18 protein-coding genes are annotated in these 18,088 nt (G+C 62.5%); 3 read left to right on the forward strand and 15 right to left on the reverse strand.

The window, feature by feature from the left end; translation table 11 throughout:
- Positions 1-49 precede the first annotated feature (49 nt).
- Complete coding sequence (locus H290_RS0111155; RefSeq protein WP_020106886.1) at positions 50-688, forward strand: maleylpyruvate isomerase family mycothiol-dependent enzyme; 639 nt, start codon at positions 50-52, stop codon at positions 686-688.
- A 41-nt stretch (positions 689-729) separates the two neighbouring features.
- Here H290_RS0111155 and H290_RS0111160 read toward each other — a convergent pair whose 3' ends face one another.
- From H290_RS0111160 to lon, 9 genes are all read right to left on the reverse strand, one after another.
- The gene (locus tag H290_RS0111160) at positions 730-999 is read right to left on the reverse strand and encodes a DUF4235 domain-containing protein (RefSeq protein ID WP_020106887.1); all 270 of its coding nucleotides are present in this window, start codon (positions 997-999) and stop codon (positions 730-732) included.
- Between the two features lie 74 nt (positions 1,000-1,073).
- Entirely contained in the window at positions 1,074-1,400 is a 327-nt protein-coding gene (locus H290_RS0111165; protein WP_020106888.1) for a TfoX/Sxy family protein, read from the reverse strand.
- 134 nt (positions 1,401-1,534) lie between these two features.
- The gene (gene urtE, locus H290_RS0111170; protein WP_020106889.1) at positions 1,535-2,227 is read right to left on the reverse strand and encodes an urea ABC transporter ATP-binding subunit UrtE; all 693 of its coding nucleotides are present in this window, start codon (positions 2,225-2,227) and stop codon (positions 1,535-1,537) included.
- On the reverse strand, positions 2,227-3,075 hold the full coding sequence (gene urtD / locus H290_RS0111175) for an urea ABC transporter ATP-binding protein UrtD (RefSeq protein WP_020106890.1): 849 nt from the start codon (positions 3,073-3,075) through the stop codon (positions 2,227-2,229). Before urtD ends, urtE begins: the two co-directional genes overlap by 1 nt.
- The gene (gene urtC, locus H290_RS0111180; protein ID WP_020106891.1) at positions 3,072-4,190 is read right to left on the reverse strand and encodes an urea ABC transporter permease subunit UrtC; all 1,119 of its coding nucleotides are present in this window, start codon (positions 4,188-4,190) and stop codon (positions 3,072-3,074) included. Before urtC ends, urtD begins: the two co-directional genes overlap by 4 nt.
- The gene (urtB, locus tag H290_RS0111185; protein WP_020106892.1) at positions 4,187-5,074 is read right to left on the reverse strand and encodes an urea ABC transporter permease subunit UrtB; all 888 of its coding nucleotides are present in this window, start codon (positions 5,072-5,074) and stop codon (positions 4,187-4,189) included. The genes urtC and urtB overlap by 4 nt, the downstream gene beginning before the upstream one ends.
- Before the next feature lie 63 nt (positions 5,075-5,137).
- Positions 5,138-6,415: an urea ABC transporter substrate-binding protein gene (gene urtA, locus H290_RS0111190; RefSeq protein ID WP_020106893.1), complete on the reverse strand. Its 1,278-nt coding sequence runs from the start codon at positions 6,413-6,415 to the stop codon at positions 5,138-5,140.
- Positions 6,416-6,825: 410 nt separating this feature from the next.
- Positions 6,826-7,212 (reverse strand): nitroreductase/quinone reductase family protein, encoded by a 387-nt coding sequence (locus H290_RS0111195; RefSeq protein WP_036518715.1) that lies wholly within the window; start codon positions 7,210-7,212, stop codon positions 6,826-6,828.
- A 68-nt stretch (positions 7,213-7,280) separates the two neighbouring features.
- Positions 7,281-9,605, reverse strand: coding sequence for an endopeptidase La (gene lon, locus H290_RS0111200; protein WP_020106895.1), 2,325 nt, complete (start codon positions 9,603-9,605; stop codon positions 7,281-7,283).
- A gap of 527 nt (positions 9,606-10,132) precedes the next feature.
- Here lon and H290_RS31935 point away from each other — a divergent pair.
- Positions 10,133-10,261 carry a hypothetical protein gene (locus H290_RS31935; RefSeq protein ID WP_020106896.1) on the forward strand — a complete coding sequence of 43 codons (129 nt, stop codon included), beginning with the start codon at positions 10,133-10,135 and terminating at the stop codon, positions 10,259-10,261.
- A gap of 137 nt (positions 10,262-10,398) precedes the next feature.
- Here H290_RS31935 and H290_RS0111210 read toward each other — a convergent pair whose 3' ends face one another.
- The 5 genes from H290_RS0111210 to H290_RS30190 form a co-directional block, all read right to left on the reverse strand.
- Positions 10,399-12,105, reverse strand: coding sequence for a hypothetical protein (locus H290_RS0111210; protein WP_020106897.1), 1,707 nt, complete (start codon positions 12,103-12,105; stop codon positions 10,399-10,401).
- A gap of 231 nt (positions 12,106-12,336) precedes the next feature.
- On the reverse strand, positions 12,337-12,486 hold the full coding sequence (locus tag H290_RS31140) for a hypothetical protein (RefSeq protein ID WP_020106898.1): 150 nt from the start codon (positions 12,484-12,486) through the stop codon (positions 12,337-12,339).
- Positions 12,487-13,236: 750 nt separating this feature from the next.
- The gene (locus H290_RS0111220) at positions 13,237-13,425 is read right to left on the reverse strand and encodes a hypothetical protein (protein WP_020106899.1); all 189 of its coding nucleotides are present in this window, start codon (positions 13,423-13,425) and stop codon (positions 13,237-13,239) included.
- A 440-nt stretch (positions 13,426-13,865) separates the two neighbouring features.
- Positions 13,866-14,729 (reverse strand): LLM class flavin-dependent oxidoreductase, encoded by an 864-nt coding sequence (locus tag H290_RS0111225; protein WP_028463059.1) that lies wholly within the window; start codon positions 14,727-14,729, stop codon positions 13,866-13,868.
- Positions 14,730-14,764: 35 nt separating this feature from the next.
- Complete coding sequence (locus tag H290_RS30190; RefSeq protein ID WP_051121953.1) at positions 14,765-15,334, reverse strand: hypothetical protein; 570 nt, start codon at positions 15,332-15,334, stop codon at positions 14,765-14,767.
- A 128-nt stretch (positions 15,335-15,462) separates the two neighbouring features.
- Between H290_RS30190 and H290_RS0111235 the strand changes: the two genes are divergently transcribed.
- Positions 15,463-15,744, forward strand: a complete 282-nt coding sequence (locus H290_RS0111235; RefSeq protein ID WP_020106901.1) for a hypothetical protein — start codon at positions 15,463-15,465, stop codon at positions 15,742-15,744.
- 40 nt (positions 15,745-15,784) lie between these two features.
- On the opposite strand, the gene H290_RS28360 is transcribed toward H290_RS0111235, so the two are convergent.
- Complete coding sequence (locus H290_RS28360; protein WP_155976799.1) at positions 15,785-17,920, reverse strand: hypothetical protein; 2,136 nt, start codon at positions 17,918-17,920, stop codon at positions 15,785-15,787.
- Positions 17,921-18,088 lie beyond the last annotated feature (168 nt).

The raw sequence follows: 18,088 nt of genomic DNA on the forward strand, positions 1-18,088 counted from the left end.
GACCTGCCGGACGCGATGAGTTTCGCGTCCGGCATCGGTCCGTTTCTGCATGAAACGTAAGTTCTCGGACGTGTGGCCGATAGTGCATGCCGAGCGCGCCAAGCTCATCGATGATCTGGGGGACCTACCCGTTGGTGCTTGGTCGACAGCCTCGCTGTGTCCGGGGTGGGATGTACACGATGTTCTGGCCCACCTGATCGACTCGGCCACGACGACGAGGTTCGGCTTCGTCCGGCGGATGATCCGGGCACGCTTCGACTTCGACCGGGACAACGCCACCGGGCTCGCGCGGCGAAAGTGTGAGGACCCCCGCGACACGCTCGAGGCCATGCGCGCCGTCATCGGATCGACCAGCACGCCGCCCGCCAATCCGGTCACACGTCTGGTCGAATGCTTCGTCCACGGCGAGGACATCCGCCGGCCACTTGGCATCGGTTCGGACTACCCCGTCGAGTTCGTCGTCGATGCTCTGCGATATCAGGCAACGACCGCGGTCGGCTTCGGTGGTGGGCGTGAGCGGGTTGCGGGGCTGCGCATGACCGCGACCGACGCAGAGTTCGTGCACGCCCCCGATGCCGGGGATGACGTCCGCGGTCGCGCAATCGATCTACTGCTGGCGGTGTCGGGCAGACCGGTTCCGGCGGGTGCGTTGGCCGGATCCGGGGCAGCGAGGTTGAACGGCTCGTGAGCGATGAGCCCGGCGGAGAGATAAAGAGATCGACTCCTCGCTCAGGCCGGGTTCTCGTGTGTCACGGCCTTGTAGCCGCGTGCGCCGGCGCGGTCGATCGCCGCGCGGACCAGACCGAAGATCAATCCCTGCAGGGCGGCGGCGGCCAGCACCTCGGTGTTGCTCTTGTTCAGATCCTTCGGGTCCGGGACGTCCCGGTCATTTCCCAACCGTTTCCAGACCTGCCCGAAGGCAGCGGAAGCAGCCAGTCCACCCAGCACCCCGGTTGCCAGCGACAACGGCTTGTACATGGCTTTGGATGTGAGACTCATGTGCTTCCCTTCTCGAACGCGGATCAGACGCCCAGAGAGTACCGATCTGCGGCGATGTCGAAACCTCTGCTGGATCAGGGAGCCGAGCGGGCCTGCGCGATGCCGCGGGTGACCCAGGTCTGCAGCTGACGCCTGGTCTTGACCCCCTCGGCGTCGACCCGAATCCAGCCCCGGGTCTCGTTGCCACGCATCACCATCGGTGAGACGTGCTTTCGGGAAAGCAGGATCTCTTGTTCGTCGCGGGCGACCCGCACCATCAGGCCGCCCTGACCGCTCGCCGCGACCGCCATGTGGCCGTCTACGAGGAACGCCAGCCCGCCGAACATGCGCTTCTCGGACACGCCGGGTTCGGGCCCGACCAATTCGCGGATCCGGCCGGCGAGATGCTCGTCGTACGCCATGGTCCTATTGTCCGACAGCAGGAGGTCCCTTTGGTCCCCGATGAGCTATTTGCGGTGCCCATGATCGTCCCCGCCAATGGTCACCGAGGGCGTACTCCCCTTGAGTTGGCTGAGGCGGACGATCGTAACCGCGATCAGATGGTCATGGCCTCGCGCACACCGGCTTCGGCGTCGACGCCGCCCGCTCCGGATGAGGTGATGTGACCGCCTTCGAGGATGTAGTACCGATCGGCGGCTTCGAGGGCGAAGCCGATCTGCTGTTCCACCAGGAGGACTCCCATGTCACCGCGCTGGGTGAGTGAGGTGATGGTGTTCTCGATCTCGGCGACCACCGACGGCTGAATACCTTCGGTGGGTTCGTCGAGGATGAGCATCTTCGGTTCGGTGATCAGCGCCCGCGCGATGGCCAGCTGCTGGCGCTGACCGCCGGACAGCAGCCCGGCACGACGGGTCAGCAATTCCTTCAGTGCCGGGAACAGATCCAATGCCTCGTCCACGAGTTCCTTGCCACGCTTGCGACCGTCGGCGACCACCTGGAGGTTCTCTGCCGTGGTCAGGTAGCCGAAACTCTGCTGACCTTGTGGGACGTAGGCCAGCCCCCGGGCCACCCGCGCGCTCGGGCGCATCGAGGTGATGTCGGTGCCATCGAACTTGACGGTCCCCTTGGTGACCTTCAGCAGACCCACGGCGGCGCGCAGCAGGGTGGTCTTGCCCGCCCCGTTGTGCCCCATAACGGCGGCCACACCGTCGGTGGGTACTTCGATGCTGGCCCCGTGGATGACTTCGGTGCGGCCGTAACCGGTTCGGACGTCGATCAATTCGAGCATCAGGAAGCCCCTTCGGATTCTGCGGCGGCGGCAACTTCTTCGATCTCGGTGCCGCCCGCTGCGGTTCCGAGATAGACCTCCTGCACCTGCGGATTGGCCTGTACGTCGGCGACGGAGCCCTCGGCGATGACCTTGCCGCGGGCGAGCACGGTCACCGAGGTGGCGAACGAGCGCATGAACTCCATATCGTGTTCGACGACCACCACCGTTCGCTGTCCGCCGATGCGCCGCAACAGTTGTCCGGTCTCCTCGCGTTCCTCGTGACTCATGCCGGCGACCGGTTCATCGAGAAGCAGCACAGAAGCGTTCTGCACCAGCAACATCCCGATCTCGAGCCACTGCTTTTGACCATGGGCCAGGATTCCGGCGGGGGAGTCGCGCAGGTCCTGCAATCCGATGGTCTCCAGAGCCTCTTCGATCTCGGGCAGGATGCCGGACCGGCGACGCAGCAGTGTCATCGGACCGCGCCCGGCGCCGGCGGCGATGTCGAGGTTCTGAAGCACGGTGAGTTCTTCGAAGACGCTGGCGGTCTGGAAGGTTCGGCCCACACCCAACCGGGCGATGCGATGTACCTTCTTGCCGACCAGCTCGACACCGGACTTCTGGATGGACCCGGTGGCCGGCACCAGACCGGTGATGGCGTCGATGACGGTGGTCTTTCCGGCGCCGTTGGGGCCGATGAGGAATCGTAGATCACCTTGCAACAGAGTCAGATCCACGCCGCTGACGGCCTTGAACCCGTCGAAGCTGACGGTCAGGTCACGGACCTCGAGATACTCACTAGACATACCGGCGTTGCCACCGATGACGGGTTCCTTGTCCACAACCGGTGCTTGTTCCGCGCTCATGAGGTTGCTCCCACTGGTGTGACGTCGGCCTTGTCCGGGTCGGGATCAGATTCGGGCGGGCCGGATTCGGTTCTTTTGCGCCGCCACTTCGTCAGCGCGCCGAGGCCGGCCAGACCGGCGGGGAAGAATCCGACGACAACGATGAAGAGCAGGCCCTGGGCGTATACCCAGCCCGAGGGGAAGTTCTCCGACAGGTTGGTCTGGGCCCATGCGACACCGATGGCACCGAGTACCGGACCGAGCAGGGTGGTGCGGCCACCGATGGCGACACCGATCAGGAACGCGATCGACGGGACGATACCCACATCCGCAGGCGAGATGATTCCGACGATCGGAACAAACAAGGCACCGGCGATGCTCGCGAACAGTGCGGCGACGGTGTACGCGACGAGCTTGATGTTGGCGGGGTCGTAGCCGAGGAAGCGGACGCGCTCTTCCTGGTCGCGGACGGCGACCAGCAGTTCGCCGTATCGGCTGTACATCAGCTGGCGCGTCAACGCGACGATGATGAGCAGCGTGGCTGCGGCGATGAAGAACAGGAGTCGCTTGTTGGCCGGGTCGTTCAGCGCCAGTCCGAAGAAGCTGCGGAACCGGTTGAGCCCGTTGCTTCCTCCGGTGCTCTGCTGGCCGATGAGCAGGATGGCGAAGGCGGCAGCGAGTGCCTGCGACAGGATGGCGAAGTAGGCGCCCTTTACGCGGCGTTTGAAGATTCCGAGGCCGAGGATCAATGCGACGCCGGCGGGGATGAAGAGGATGCCCAGGATGGTGACCACCGGCGAGGCGAACGGTTTCCAGTAGGCGGGCAATTCGGATATGCCGGCGATCTTCATGAAGTCGGGAACGGTGTCGCCGCGGAGTTCGGCGTCGGCGATCTTGAGGTGCATGGCCATGATGTAGGCGCCCAGACCGAAGAAGACGCCCTGTCCCAGGACCAGCATTCCGCCACGGCCCCAGGCCAATCCGATGCCGACGGCCACCATGCCGAAGCACAGGAACTTTCCCAGGAGGTTGAGCCGGAAATCGCTGAGCACGGCCGGGGCAACCGCAAAGAGGATGACCGCGGCGAGTGCGAAGCCGGAGTAGACCTGCCAGCGTGAAGATAAGAATTGTTTCATACCAGGCTCCTCGTCTTGACGGTGAACAGGCCCTGCGGCCGGATCTGCAGGAAGATCACGATGAGGATGAACACGATCACCTTGGCCACCGACGCGGTGGTGTTGTATTCGATGAACGAATTGAGCAGCCCGAGCGCTATGGCTGCGATGACGGCCCCCTTGATCTGGCCGAGCCCACCGATCACAACCACGAGGAAGGCGTCGATGAGGTAGACGGTGCCGGTGTTGGAGCTCGTGGAGCCGATGAGTGTCAGGGCCACACCCGCGACACCGGCGAGACCGGACCCGATGAAGAAGGTCGTGATATCTGTTCTGCGACTGGAGATTCCACTGGTCTCGGCGAGCTCGCGGTGCTGCACCACCGCCCGGATCCGGCGGCCCATCGGGGTGTACTTCATGGTTGCTGCCAGCACTGCAACACAGACGACGGCGAGGATCATGATGAAGATCCGGCTCTTCGGCACCACAGCGCCGAGGATTTCCACGCCCCCGCTGAGCCAGTCCGGGCCGACCACGTTGACCGCCGGCGCCCCGAAGATGTCGCGGGCCGCCTGTTGCAGGATCAGACCCACACCGAATGTGACGAGCAGGGTGTCCAGTGGACGGTGATACATGCGCCGGATGAGTGTGACTTCGAGGATCACACCCATCAGACCACCGACGAGGAAGCCGACAAAAAGTGAAACTATCAGGGAGGCATTCGTATTGGACACCAAGTGTTCCTGCACCACGTAGGCGGTGTACGAACCGAGCATGATGAACGCACCATGTGCCATGTTGATGACACCCATCTGACCGAATGTCAGCGAGAGTCCCAATGCCGCGAGTAGCAGAATCGACGCCAGACTGAGTCCGGTAAACGTCTGTCCTATCAGCACATCCACGAGTGCGTTTCCTTCCCGATCACTTCTTGCCGGCTTCCGTCATCTACTGTGACCCGATCGTCGCTAGCCGCTCAGACCCTCGGCCCAGGGGTAACCCTCGAGGTACGGATCGGGCTCGATGGGTGCCGGTGACTCCCAGACCGTGTAGATCAGTCCGTCGGAACGGATCTCGCCGATTCGCGCGGTCTTGGTGATGTGGTTGTTCTCACCGTCGATGGTCACCAGTCCCTCGGGTGCTTCGAAGGTGACGCCGCCGGCAGCGTCCTGAATGGCCGGTACATCAAAGGAATTGGCCTTCTCAACAGTGTTCTTCCAGAGGTACACCGCGGTGTACGCGGCCTCCATCGGATCCGAGGTGGGCTTGTCCGCGCCATACTTCGCCTTGTACGCGGCGACAAAGGCGTTGTTCACCGGGGTGTCGAGGGTCTGGTAGTAGTTCCACGCCGTGAGCTGACCGTCGATGTTCTGTACACCGATACCGCCGACTTCTTCCTCGGCGATCGACACCGAGACAACAGGCATGTCCTGCGCGGTCAGGCCGACGTTGTTGTACTCGCGGAAGAATGCGACGTTGGAGTCACCGTTGAGGGTATTGAAGACTGCATCGGCGTCGGCGGAACGAACCTTGTTGACAATGGTCGAGAAGTCGGTCGAACCCAAAGGCGTGTAGTCCTCGCCCTTGATCTCGATACCGTTGGCTTCTGCGTATGCCTTGATGATTCGGTTGGCCGTCTGCGGGAAGACGTAGTCGCTACCGACGAGGTAGAGGGACTTGACGCCCTTCTCCTTCAGGTAGTCCAGGGCCGGAACGATCTGCTGATTGGTGGTGGCACCGGTGTAGAAGATGTTCGGGGACGACTCGAGTCCCTCGTACTGCACCGGATAGTAGAGCAGTGCGTTGTTGTCCTCGAAGACCGGAAGCATCGCCTTGCGGCTCGATGAGGTCCATCCACCGAAAACCGTTGCGACACAGTCGCTGCTGATCAGTTTCTCGGCCTTTTCGGCGAAGATGGTCGGTTCGGATGCGCCGTCTTCTCCGACGACCTCGATCTGTTTGCCCAGGACACCACCGGCGGCGTTGATCTCCTGGACCGCGAGTGCGATCGAATCACGAACGGTGACTTCGGAAATCGCCATGGTTCCCGACAACGAGTTGAGAGAACCGACCTTGATCGTGCTGCCAGAGGTGTCGACACACGAGGTGGCCGAGCTAGTGGACTCTTCACTGGCCGAGCTACCACAGGCACTGAGTGCGAGGGCAACGACTGCGAGTGCGGCAGGTGCAACGAGGGTGGACCGGCGGAACCGGGACCTCTGGGGAACAGCATCGGGTTGCGGCATAGCGGCCTTTCACTTGTGTTGCGCTGCACTGAGAAAAGGGAGGTCGGCAAGCAGCGACGACCCAGAACTGCGTGTATACGATTCCGTGTACGTGCATAAAAATAGGGATGGTTTGTTTCGTCGACGTGATCTGACGTGACGAATCCATTTCCGATTCAAGAGTTTTGCCCGTTTTGGGTGGTGAAGCGAGTGATGTGAGACCGGTCACTCCCGTTCGGGGTGACTAATTGCACTGTGCTGTAGATGATTTGCGAAAGTGGCCATTTGGCAGTCAAGCCGGACTCCCAGACGAAATGCACATTCTTCAGTCAAAAGCTCGCGCTGCACACATGTGCTTATACCTGATTGATGTGCTTCTGTGCCCGGTCAGATCGGGAGGCGGATCTGTTCGATGTGGCGTGCGCCGGTATTCAGTCCAGATCGATGCGTACGGTCAGGAGATTTGTACCGAACGTCTTGACTCCGAAACTGTTGACAGTCGGCAGTGCCTTGAGGCGTGCGGCGGCATCGTCGTCGGGAAGCAGATGAGCGGTTCCGGTGTGCCACTTACCGCGCAGGCGCACCCGGACAGTCGGATCGGCCTGAATGTTCTTGATGTACTGCGACCCGGTCCCGAACTCCGACACGAGCCAGAACTCGTTGCCCACCCGTCTGCCTCCGAGGGCCGTTCGACGCGGTTGCCCGGACTTCCGGCCGGTGGTCTCCAGGAGTGTCTGGAACGGGGACAGTTTGGTTATGGGGTTGCCCACTCGCCTCTGGAGAGTGAGGGTGATGCGGTTACGACGATCAGTCGGCACCACATGGACGATAGACGAAGACCCCACCGACAGTCGAGATGTCGGTGGGGTCTTGGTGTCGATTGTCTTCAGGCCGCGGCGGTCGCGTCCTGCTCCACCGGCTCCAGCGCCTGGGCGATGATGTCGGCGACATCGGTCATCGGATGCACGGTCAGTGCCTCCAGAACCTCGGCGGGAACATCATCCAGATCCGGCTCGTTGCGCTGCGGGATGAACACGGTCTTCATTCCCGATCGCGCCGCGGCGAGCAACTTCTGCTTCACGCCGCCGATTGGCAGGACGCGTCCGTTCAGCGTCACCTCGCCGGTCATCGCGACGTCCGCGCGAACCTTACGCCCGGTTGCCATCGACACCAGGGCGGTGACCATGGTGACACCCGCGGACGGTCCGTCCTTGGGAGTGGCACCGGCCGGGACGTGGACGTGGATGCTGCGCTCCAGGGACTTCGGATCGATGCCGAATTCGACTGCGTGCGAACGCACATAGCTCAGTGCGATCTGCGCGGACTCCTTCATCACGTCTCCGAGCTGTCCGGTGAGGACCAGCCCTTCTCCGTCGGTGGAACCGGCCTCGATGTAGAGCACATCGCCGCCGAGTCCGGTGACCGCGAGCCCGGTTGCGACACCCGGCACCGCCGTGCGCTCTTCCGAGTCCGGCGTGAATCGCGGCTTGCCGAGATAGCCGACCAGATCGGGTTCGTCGACCGTGATCTTGGTGCCGTCGGACGAATCACTCAGTGCTGTAGTGACTTTGCGCATCAGCTTCGCAAGGAATCGCTCGAACTGACGGACGCCTGGCTCCCGGGTGTAGTCCGCGGCGATCTTCCGCAGGGCCGAGTCGGTGACCTCCACTTCGTCACCGGTGATCGCGGCGCGTTCCTGTTGCCGGGGCAGCAGGTAGTTGCGAGCGATGACCACCTTGTCGTCCTCGGTGTAGCCGTCGATGGTGACGAGCTCCATGCGGTCGAGCAGGGCCGACGGGATCTGCTCGATCACGTTGGCGGTCGCCAGGAAGACCACGTCGGACAGGTCAAGGTCCAGGTCGAGGTAGTGGTCGCGGAACGTGTGGTTCTGCGCCGGATCCAGGACCTCGAGCAGTGCCGCGCTGGGGTCGCCGCGATAGTCGGCGCCGACCTTGTCGATCTCATCCAGCAGCACAACGGGATTCATCGATCCCGCCTCGCCGATGGCTCGCACTATGCGTCCGGGCAGGGCCCCGACGTAGGTGCGCCGGTGGCCCCGGATCTCGGCCTCGTCGCGGACGCCACCGAGGGCGACACGAACGAACTTGCGGCCCAGAGCCCGGGCCACGCTCTCGCCCAGCGATGTCTTGCCCACACCGGGAGGCCCGGCCAGGACCATCACGGCACCGGAGCCACGTCCGCCGACGACCTGCAGGCCACGTTCGGCCCGGCGGGCACGCACGGCGAGGTACTCGACGATGCGATCTTTCACGTCGTCCAGACCGTGGTGATCGGCGTCGAGGATCGCGCGGGCGCCCTTGATGTCGGTGGAGTCGGTGGTGGTGACGTTCCACGGCAGGTCGAGGACGGTGTCCAACCAGGTTCGGATCCAACCGGATTCGGGGCTCTGGTCGCTGGCCCGCTCCAGCTTGCCGACCTCTCGCATCGCGGCTTCGCGCACGTTGTCGGGCAGCTCGGCGGATTCGACGCGGGCGCGGTAGTCGTCGCTACCGTCGGGCTCGTCTTCGCCGAGTTCCTTGCGGATCGCGGCGAGTTGCTGGCGCAGCAGGAATTCCTTCTGGGTCTTCTCCATGCCGTCGCGGACGTCACCGGCGATCTTGTCGTTGACCTCGACCTCCGCGAGATGGTCACGGGTCCAGGTGATCAGGGTGCGCAGACGCTCGCCCACATCGGGCGTCTCGAGCATCTCGCGCTTCTGCACATCGGTGAGGTACGAGGCGTACCCGGCAGTGTCGGCGAGTGCCGAGGGGTCGCTCAGTTTGTTCACCGAGTCGATGACCTGCCAGGCCTCACGGCGCTGCAGCATCGCGAGCACCAGTTGTTTGTATTCGGCGGCCAGTTCGCGGACGTCGTCTGTGACGTCGGGTTCGTCGACGGGCTCGACCTCGACCCAGAGCGCGGCGCCCGGTCCGGTGGTGCCGGACCCGATGTGGGCTCGGGATTCGCCCTTGAGCACAGCACCCGATTGGCCGCCGGCCATCCGGCCGAGCTGCACGATCGAGGCGACGACGCCGTAGGCGGGATAGCGGTCGTCCAGGCGTGGAGCGACCAGGAGTTTGCCGGCGTCAGATGCCTTCGCGGCATCGACAGCAGCGCGTGCGGCGTCATCCAGCTCGACCGGGACCACCATGCCAGGCAGCAAAACGGGGTCGGTCAGGAACAGCACCGGCAAACGATTGAGTTCCGTCATGTTTCCTCCAAAGTTAAGTACTCTGGGCTCAACTTCTTTTTTAGGAGCTTTGTTCCCCATGTCGGTCCTGTTCATCGACAGCGAAATCGCCCGTCTGGTTCATATACGAAGGAACCCCTCCGACCTGAGTCGGAGGGGTTTCCTTCTGTGGAGCAAAGGGACTCGAACCCCTGACTCCCGCGCTGCCAGTGGGAAGTCTGTTGTGCGCGTGTTTTTCACTCCTGGGCGTCATGTCTGTCGGTTGTTCGTGCCCTTACGTGCCGACTGTGTGTCTGCCTGTGATCTATGGGTTGGGACTGCTGTATGGAGTACCTCATGATCAAGGCGTGGCGCCTGGTGCCACTCGTCGCTCTCCGTGGCCCTGGGAGCCGCCGGCTGTTCGTTGGATGGCGCTGCACCAAGTTCGGATCCGACCCCACTAGACGCGGCGACGGTGTGCCGGATGATCATCGACCTGGGTGTCGGGGGCGAACTGCACGGAAGACTTACCCCGCCGGGCTCGGTATCGGTGCCGACGAGAAGTTCGAGTGAGAGCTGCCGTCGGTGCCCGGCGCGAGAGCGGCCATGTCCTGGTGCTCTCGAACGGCCCGGTCTACGACTGGACCGTCGCGGCGTATGACGAGGTCGTCACGCTCGTCGACCCGCACCGATACTGATCCGCGAGCGCGCTGGTGTTCGTCGAGATCAACGAGGGGATCTCGGCTGCCGAGGGACATAAGGTCGAACAGTTGTCTCAGTCCTGTAGGCGTTGGTCGGTCGGACTCCCGGCCACCGTGCCGCTGTGTCGCCGAGCTTAGGAACCGACGGTGATGCCTCGTGTGGCGGAGTGGTCGATCGCCGCTGGATCCTGGGTTGTGGCGGATGCTCCGTCTGAGATCACCGCAGCCAGGTTGTCTATGTGTTCGTGGTCGGCGTCGCCCGGGAACATCCACTGGACGTCGCGACGGTCCGTGGCTATGCCGATGGTTGGGCGCACGCCCGCACCGTGATTCGATCGTGGGCGCACGTATTTAATCTCGTCCAGTGGATAGATCGAGCCGAGTTCGCCGCGTCGCAGAAGGGTTCTCGGGGTGGCGGTGACGATCCGGCGGTCAGTTACTGCCACGAAGGTGCTCGAAGTGAGCTTCTCGACCACCGCGCCAGCCTTGCCTGGTGCGAGTGCGTCCCAGGTGGCGTCAACTCGTTTGGCGAGGATTGCTGGTACGACTCCAGTGAGGTTGTGAGGTCCTGCCTCGTAGGGGAATGCGACGCTGCGAAGCGTCTCGCCGTCCTCAAGGAACCACCGAAGGATATGAAGGTACGGCTCAAGATCAAGGCCGTTGGGCGCGCATAGAGTTTCTGGTACGGCAGGCATCTCGACTGCCGGATGGAGCATGTTGGCTAGGGGTTCGATGGCATCGAGGAGCTGCTTGCACGTCAGTCGGGATGCCTTCGCATCTTTGCGCTTCTTCGTGAGCGGAACTGTAGCTCGGTTGGGGAGCTCAGCGATGATCCGTAATTCACGCACGAGCGATTCCGTGAGCAGCCTGATCTCGTGGAGAGAGTCTTCGATCTCGGCGGGTATTTTCTGCGCGATCATGTCGAAGAGCTGCGCCTCGCTCTCGTCGTTAGCGCTTCGGGTTCGGGCGAGCGCAGCACGAATCGCCTGGTACTCAGCGTGTGTCTTCAGCGAACTGAGCAGCGCATGGGTGTCGAAGACGGTTGCCTCGGCGCTGGATTCGAGGTATTGGCGGCGCGCGCGTCCGTCCAGTTTCCCTAGCTCCTGAACGTGTCCGGCCACGTTCTTTCGGTAGAGCTTCACCTGTTTGTGGATCATGGGGCGGCTAGGAGCGATGGGCTCCCAGACAGAGTCCGTTATGGTGTCGAGTTCGCGAGCCTCCTTGATCGCCTCATCGACGGCCTCCGCGAGTCCTTCAAGTTCGGCCCACTGCTCGTTTCGGATGGTCTTGAGTGTCTGTGTGGTGAGCGCGATGTTGGTGCGGACGAGACCCGAAATCTCACCGAGCTGCATCTGGAGTGCGATCATAGCCACGGCCGGGCCGATTGCTGCGATGGCCGCGGCGGCCGTCATCGAAGCCGGGATGAAGCGTGCCTGTCCGATCAGCTTGCCATTTTGGAAGATCGCTCCGAGGTGGGCGCCGTCTTTTGCGGCCAACTGCCCGCCGCCCTTCAGCAGAGACATCGTCGCGTCGTTGACCCGGTAGAGGCCCTGCGCGCTTGCTACAGCCTCCGCAACGTTTCCAGCCATCGCGCCCACGTTGCCGATCGAGCCCAGAGCAGTCGAGAGCTGTGTTCGGTCGAATGATGGCACCAGATCAAGGCTGATGAGTTCAAGGCCTTCGGGGACTTCACCGAACACCACTGCGACACCGGGTGTCACCTCGACGAGGGTCGTGGATGGTGCGATCTCCAGGGCATCCGAGCTGTTCTGCCCCTCTTCATCAGGCCGCATGTCAACGCCGTCGTCTTCGCTGGCAACCTCGTCAGGCGCGTCGTCCATGCGTGCTCTCTCCTTCTCGTCGGCGACCGCCTCGTGCCTCGCTGCGACGCTCACGTCAAGTATGTCAGCTTCCTCTGACAGCGGCTGTGGGGTTGCGCGGCACACTTCCCCGTCATACGACTCGCGTCGTCGGGTCCGCGCGAAGGGTGCTAGCACCTCATGGTCAACGTCCAGGCGGTGACCTCGGATCACAAAGCAGTGGATCAAGGGTGCGTCCTGTGCTGAGCGCAATCAGGAGGCGACAATCAGGGCTGCGTTCGACAAGCTCGATGCGTCGTTGTTGAGGACCTTGACGGCGATGCTGACGATCCTCCGGTTCCCTGACGGCTGGGTGACGGCCGGCAACAGTTGACGAAGGAAGGCGATAACTCGGTTCGCCATCGTCTGACTGACTGCACATTCGAATTAGCGGGGCCGGGCGACGCGCCGGAGATCGGATAAAGTAGCTCGGCGCGTCCCGCTAATCTGCGCTGCATATCGACATCGAAAATCGGCAACGGTTCGGGAATCGGCAGCCTGAACAAACCAGGATCCATGCCCGGGGAAGCAGACGCAGGCCTGGTTCGCCCCGAACGCCGCGGTGTGGATGTGTTTATCGAGCGCACACCGGCGCACTGCAAGTACTGCGCCAGGTCCTTGGCCCATCACGCTGCGGCAAACTCCGGCTCCGCCCGAGCCAGCCCGTTTCTGTCCGACCGCACACAGCGGGCATCGCGAACGAGCAATCGAACGCGGGGAGAGGCCGCAAAGGGGGCGGGGTCTGGCGATGACAAACCAGCCGTCGTCGAAACCGAAACCGAGTCTGTGTATTCCACGGAGCTACACACTGGAACCCGTACTGTGATCAAGGAAAATGGGCCCAAACGAGAAGTGAATTTCCAAGCCGATACCGAGAATTGCAACCTCGAAGGCGCGGCGAACGATATACCTGCACTTCTGAGCCCACCAGACCTGACGGTGCCTGAGAAATCAAGACCAGCGCTGGCCCCCTCGCGGAAGCCGCAGTTTGTCTGATCGCATTGGAACAAGGGTCCCGTCGCCTAGATCCGTCAGACGAGACCCTTGTTCCAACAGTCGATTACCCGGCCGCCGAGATTGATCGGGTTACAGATTCCACTGCGATCATTCCGGTCACGTGGCAATAGCCATTGCGTAGGAGTAGAGCAATCCGCAACCCACTACGGCCATCAGGCCTGCGGCCGATCCGATCGCGACTGCGGGTGGTGTTGGGCCATCGCTCACAACTTCCCTGAAATATGAGCCGGCAACGCCCGCCAGCATCAGGATGGCCGCGAACGTAACTGTCAATAGAAGCACCATCTTCGAACCCTTCGTTGGTAGAGCGAGCCCCCAAAGTCGGGAACTCAGGGCTTAGCCTAGAAGTGGCATTTTCCGCCCAGGCCAGTCTTGATTTCATGATTCATGGCGTCATCCACGAAGAAGTGTTAATAGTATTGTGGCCCAACTGATTACGCGGAGATGATAGGTTGAGTCGACTTGCGAACCGACCCTCAAACACTACGAAAAGATTCTCCGGATGTTCCGGAGATCGGTGCGGGATCTGGTTACATGGCCACCAGCGGGGTCATCAATTGGCCATTGTCATCGAACAAGCTGAAGCAGGCGCCACCGAATTACCCGATCTTCACCCGTCAGACCGAGCAGCAGCCGCCGGGGCAGGATTGCGGTCAGTGTTGCGCGAACGGGCAGATGTTTGTATCCGAATGGGCCGACGCTGAGAGGCCATGAATTCGTCGGCTCTACCGACCTTCGAATCCGCGCTCGGCCAATGATTCGAGGACCGAGACCGATCCTCGAAAGGGATCGTCGGCCCGTGGCCAGTGCGTGATCACATCGGTGAATCCGAGTTCCGCTGCCTGACCGACCATATCGTCGAAGACCCCGATGCTCTCCAGCGAGAATTGTGGTGAGGCGTCGAGGTTCAGATAGCGATCGAACGTTTCTGGATCGCGGTCATTTTCGATCAGTGTCTTGTCGAGTAGTCCGCAATTCGCGGCGATCCCGGTGAACCACTCGTCGAGGGTCTCGACCTTGGTGCCGGTGGTCATCCAGGCGTCGCCGTGTTTCGCGGCGAAGCGAACCGATCGCGGGCCGTTGCCGGCGAGGATGAACGGGACGTTGTCGCGGACGGCGCCACCGACCAGGCGCATGTCCCGGGCCTGGTAGTAGTCACCGTCAGCGGTGACATGGTCCTCACCTAGTAACTGTCCGAGCAGGCCGGTGAACTCCTGAAACCTGTCGACCTTCTCTTTTGCGGTTAACGGCGGCCTTCCCTCGACAACGTCGTCAGGTGTTCCACCCGCCCCGAGCCCCAACAGGATCCGGTCACCGGCGATGTCGAGCAGAGTTTCGATCTCGCGGGAAAACGACACCGGATGTCGAAAGTTGGGTGTTGCGACAAACGTTCCGAGCTTGATCGGTGTCACCGCCGCGGCGGCGGTCATGGTGGGAATGCAGGAGAACCACTGGGAATCGGGAAGTCCACCCCACACCAGGTGATCGAAGAACCACCCGTGGTCGAAACCCATCGCGTCGACGCGTTCCCATTTCGGGCGAGCTTCCCGCCATGGTTGATCCGGAAGAATCGAGATCCCATAGCGCATCTGCTGAGCCTAAACGGAAACGCGCCGAACGCGCCTCACAAATTCTGTGTGTTCTCCGGGGTCTGGCGCCGAGTGTTCTGCGGGATGTCGTTCCGGTTGTTCGGCACGCCGTCGTTCCGGTTGTTCTGCGGGATGTCATTCCGGTTGTTCGGCACGCCGTCGTTCCCGATGTTCTGCGGGCTTTCGTGCCGACCATGGTTCTGGTTCTGGTTCGGGTTCTGGTTCGGGTTCAGGTTCTCGTTCTGGTTCCGATTCTGGTTCTTCGGCACATCGGGATCGATCTTGTCAGCCTGTGCGAACTCGGACTGCAGTTCCTCACGCGACGATGCCGCAACCCCATGGCGGTTCTGGGCCTCGGCCGACAGGCGCTTGGCCTCGGCTGCCTTGGCGTCCGCATCGGCCTTCGCGCGACGGGCCCGTGCGGCGGCTTCCTCGGCGATGGCCTCTTCCCGCTGGACATCGTTCACACGGCGAGAGGCGGCTTCCCGGATTTCCCCGGCCTGGACGCGACGCCGGGCTTTCCGCTGGCGCATCAGCGCGAACGCGAGAGCGATCAGAAGAAGTACGACCACAACTGCGATAACAATCCAGACAACGGTGTCCATGATCAGCTCCAATGATTGATGTTGCTGTAGGACTACCCGCCGGGTCGTGGCTGCAAACAAATCGGTTCGGTGCGGCCGGTGTCGTCGCTGTTCACAGGGGCGTCGGAAGCCCGGAATACAGTGCTCCCATGAGTGAAACCGACGCCTTCCCGGACGGCTGCCCGACGTTGGCCCGCGATGGTCAGGTGATCGGCTTCTGCCCGTCCCCGAGTGGATCCCACCTGCTCGTGTGGTGGCGTGCCGACAGCGTGGTCATCGGCGGGTTCGAGACCTACGAGGCGGGTGTCACCGCCGCCTTGCGTGCCATTGCCGGAGACGGCCTCGACCCGGACCCCGATGAGGTCAAGGTCGAGGCAGCGCATCTGGAGAAGGCCTTCACCGCCACCGATTGGATGGGGCTGGGCTTTTAGCCTGGGTCCACCGCCGACCAGAGATAGACGCGCTCGAATGCTACTCGTCTGACGACGAACTGCTGTCACCGCTGGAACCGGTTGGATCAGATCCGCTGTCGTTGGCACCGTTGTCTTCGTTCGGTGCGTTGTCGTCGTTGGCCTTGCTGTCGTCGGTCGCTTCGCCCTCGTCGTTTGACCCACCATCAGTCTCCTCTGTGTCGGTCGAGGGGGTGGAGTCCTGCTCGTCGGTATAGGAGGTCGCCACAAGCGGCGCATCGGAGTCGTCCGCGCGATGCTTTCCGGTGTAGGTGGTGTCGTCGAGCGCGTGCCTGCCGGCAGTCAACGTCGTGTCCGTCTGGTCGGTGACCTCTTCGACGGTGTCGGCGATCTCGTTGGTAATGCCAACCAGGGACGTCGCCGTGTCCTTCACCGCGGCCGATCCCTCGTTCACGATGTCCGTTGCGGCGTCGGCGAGAGCCTGCGAGATCTGGGAGGCCGTTGGCGTCACATACTGGGTGAACAGCGGACTCAGGACCGCTTCCACCTTGCGAAGCGTCCCGACGGGATCGTTGAGTCCGAGTCCGGTCGGGTCGGTGATGCCGAGTGCGTCGAACACCAGTTTCGGGTCGAGCACGATGAGCGATGTCGGAATGTCGATACCGCCGATTCCTCCAAGGAGTCCACCGGTGGACTCGCCGGCACCCGTAGGAGTTGTGCCGAGCTGGAAGCCGGGCAACCCGACGCCGAAGATCGATGGGCTGGTGTACCCAACTCCTTGCGGTCCGAAGTTCACCGACCCGAGCGAGTAGATCACCGGGATCGGGGTGCCACCGACGTTGATCATCGCGATGGTCCACCCCGAGTCGGAGATGAACCCGTCGGGGCCGATGTAGAAGGACTGCAGGATCGACGTCTGTTCGACGCCGAAGCCGGCCCGCGGAATCGAGAAGCTCGACGACCGGCTGCCGAGTATGGACTGGATCGACTGGGGACCGTTGGTGACGATGCCGGGGGAGTACAGGCCACCGACGGTGAACAGATCACCCGGGGACGCGAATCCGCCGGCCATGATCGGGACCGTCGACACCTTGTCCGGCTCACCCTCGGCGCCCGGCACGATCACCTGCGTCACACCGGCCAGCCAGCCCGCCGAACCGTCAAATGGGAGGCTGGATTTGCTGCCGATCTCGCGTTTGATGAGGGAGAAGCCCTGGACATCGACGTTGTCGAGCGTCGCCAGTATGTTAGCGACCTGCGAGTTCGGGTCGTATGTGACGGCGTAAACCGGGTTGCCGTTCACGTCCTTCGTCGGTACCCATTCAGAGCACAGCTTGAACCCACATAGGTAGTACCTGGTCTTGCCCTTCTGCACCTTCAAATAATCCGGCGTGTTGAGGCCGGCGGAGAATTTCTCCTGGATTTCGTCCGAGCTGATCGAGTCGACTGTCAGCTTGTCCTGTGTGATCCAGCTTTGATTGCTGATTCCGGCTACGGGCCAGTTGAACGTGCCATTCCACGAGCTCGAGTTCTTGGTTCCCCCGACGAAGCCAAGGGCCTCATCGATGGACGGAATCCCGGTGAGTTGCCCTGCCTGCTGGGTGACTTTGTCGCCGCCAACCGTCTGGACGACGTTTGCTGCGGTGTTTGCAACGTTGGTCAGAGGATTGATCGTCCCCAGGAGGCCGGCGGCAAGGGCGACTTGTAGATTGGCGGCACCCAATCCGACCAGCGGTTCGAGGAGCTCTCCGCCGAGAAGTAGCTGCGCGGGGAGCGTGCCGACACCGGCGAGTGCAGGAATTCCGGGAACGTGGCCGGTATCGGGAACCGCGAGCAACATCCCGGTGGTCTCCTGGATGATCCCGAGGATGTTGAGTGTTTCCGTGGTCGAGGACGTCGTGGTCGTCACCGCCGGTACCCACCCGGCGGGCAGCACCGAACCCAGCGGGGCAAGCAACGCGACCTGCGTGCGCCCTAGGTTGTCAGTGATCGTGATGATGTTCTCGGTTGTCGCGTAGTTGTTCTGCGCGATCTGTCCGGCGTTCAGCTCGGCGGCCATCGCCGGGGCTGCCACCCCGGTGCCGATCGCCAGTACAGCCCCAAGCGCGGCCACCGTTTTCGTCAGTTTCTTGGAGGAACGCGCATGTTCGCGCGCAGATTGACGACGATCAGCACGATTTGCCTGCGAGGGCTTCACTTTGGTCTCCTTGGATCTCAGCGGGGGTGACTGCTGGATCGTATGGAATGCCCGCGTTCCGAGTTGGCCGAAATGACCGTTTTGTCGCAGAATCGTACGGACGTACTACGGCGCTCGTCGTTCGAAGTTTTGAGGCAGCCTGGACGCGAGCGTCGGCTATGTCTTCTC

This window comes from Nocardia sp. 348MFTsu5.1 (assembly GCF_000383535.1).
GTDB classification, from domain to species: domain Bacteria; phylum Actinomycetota; class Actinomycetes; order Mycobacteriales; family Mycobacteriaceae; genus Williamsia; species Williamsia faeni.

Coding starts and splice junctions, on each gene's coding strand:
- H290_RS0111155 (WP_020106886.1), top strand. CDS start 50: ATGAAACGTAAGTTCTCGGACGTGTGGCCGATAGTGCATGCCGAGCGC.
- H290_RS0111160 (WP_020106887.1), bottom strand. CDS start 999: ATGAGTCTCACATCCAAAGCCATGTACAAGCCGTTGTCGCTGGCAACC.
- H290_RS0111165 (WP_020106888.1), bottom strand. CDS start 1,400: ATGGCGTACGACGAGCATCTCGCCGGCCGGATCCGCGAATTGGTCGGG.
- urtE (WP_020106889.1), bottom strand. CDS start 2,227: ATGCTCGAATTGATCGACGTCCGAACCGGTTACGGCCGCACCGAAGTC.
- urtD (WP_020106890.1), bottom strand. CDS start 3,075: ATGAGCGCGGAACAAGCACCGGTTGTGGACAAGGAACCCGTCATCGGT.
- urtC (WP_020106891.1), bottom strand. CDS start 4,190: ATGAAACAATTCTTATCTTCACGCTGGCAGGTCTACTCCGGCTTCGCA.
- urtA (WP_020106893.1), bottom strand. CDS start 6,415: ATGCCGCAACCCGATGCTGTTCCCCAGAGGTCCCGGTTCCGCCGGTCC.
- lon (WP_020106895.1), bottom strand. CDS start 9,605: ATGACGGAACTCAATCGTTTGCCGGTGCTGTTCCTGACCGACCCCGTT.
- H290_RS0111210 (WP_020106897.1), bottom strand. CDS start 12,105: ATGGACGACGCGCCTGACGAGGTTGCCAGCGAAGACGACGGCGTTGAC.
- H290_RS31140 (WP_020106898.1), bottom strand. CDS start 12,486: ATGGCGAACCGAGTTATCGCCTTCCTTCGTCAACTGTTGCCGGCCGTC.
- H290_RS0111220 (WP_020106899.1), bottom strand. CDS start 13,425: ATGGTGCTTCTATTGACAGTTACGTTCGCGGCCATCCTGATGCTGGCG.
- H290_RS0111225 (WP_028463059.1), bottom strand. CDS start 14,729: ATGCGCTATGGGATCTCGATTCTTCCGGATCAACCATGGCGGGAAGCT.
- H290_RS30190 (WP_051121953.1), bottom strand. CDS start 15,334: ATGGACACCGTTGTCTGGATTGTTATCGCAGTTGTGGTCGTACTTCTT.
- H290_RS0111235 (WP_020106901.1), top strand. CDS start 15,463: ATGAGTGAAACCGACGCCTTCCCGGACGGCTGCCCGACGTTGGCCCGC.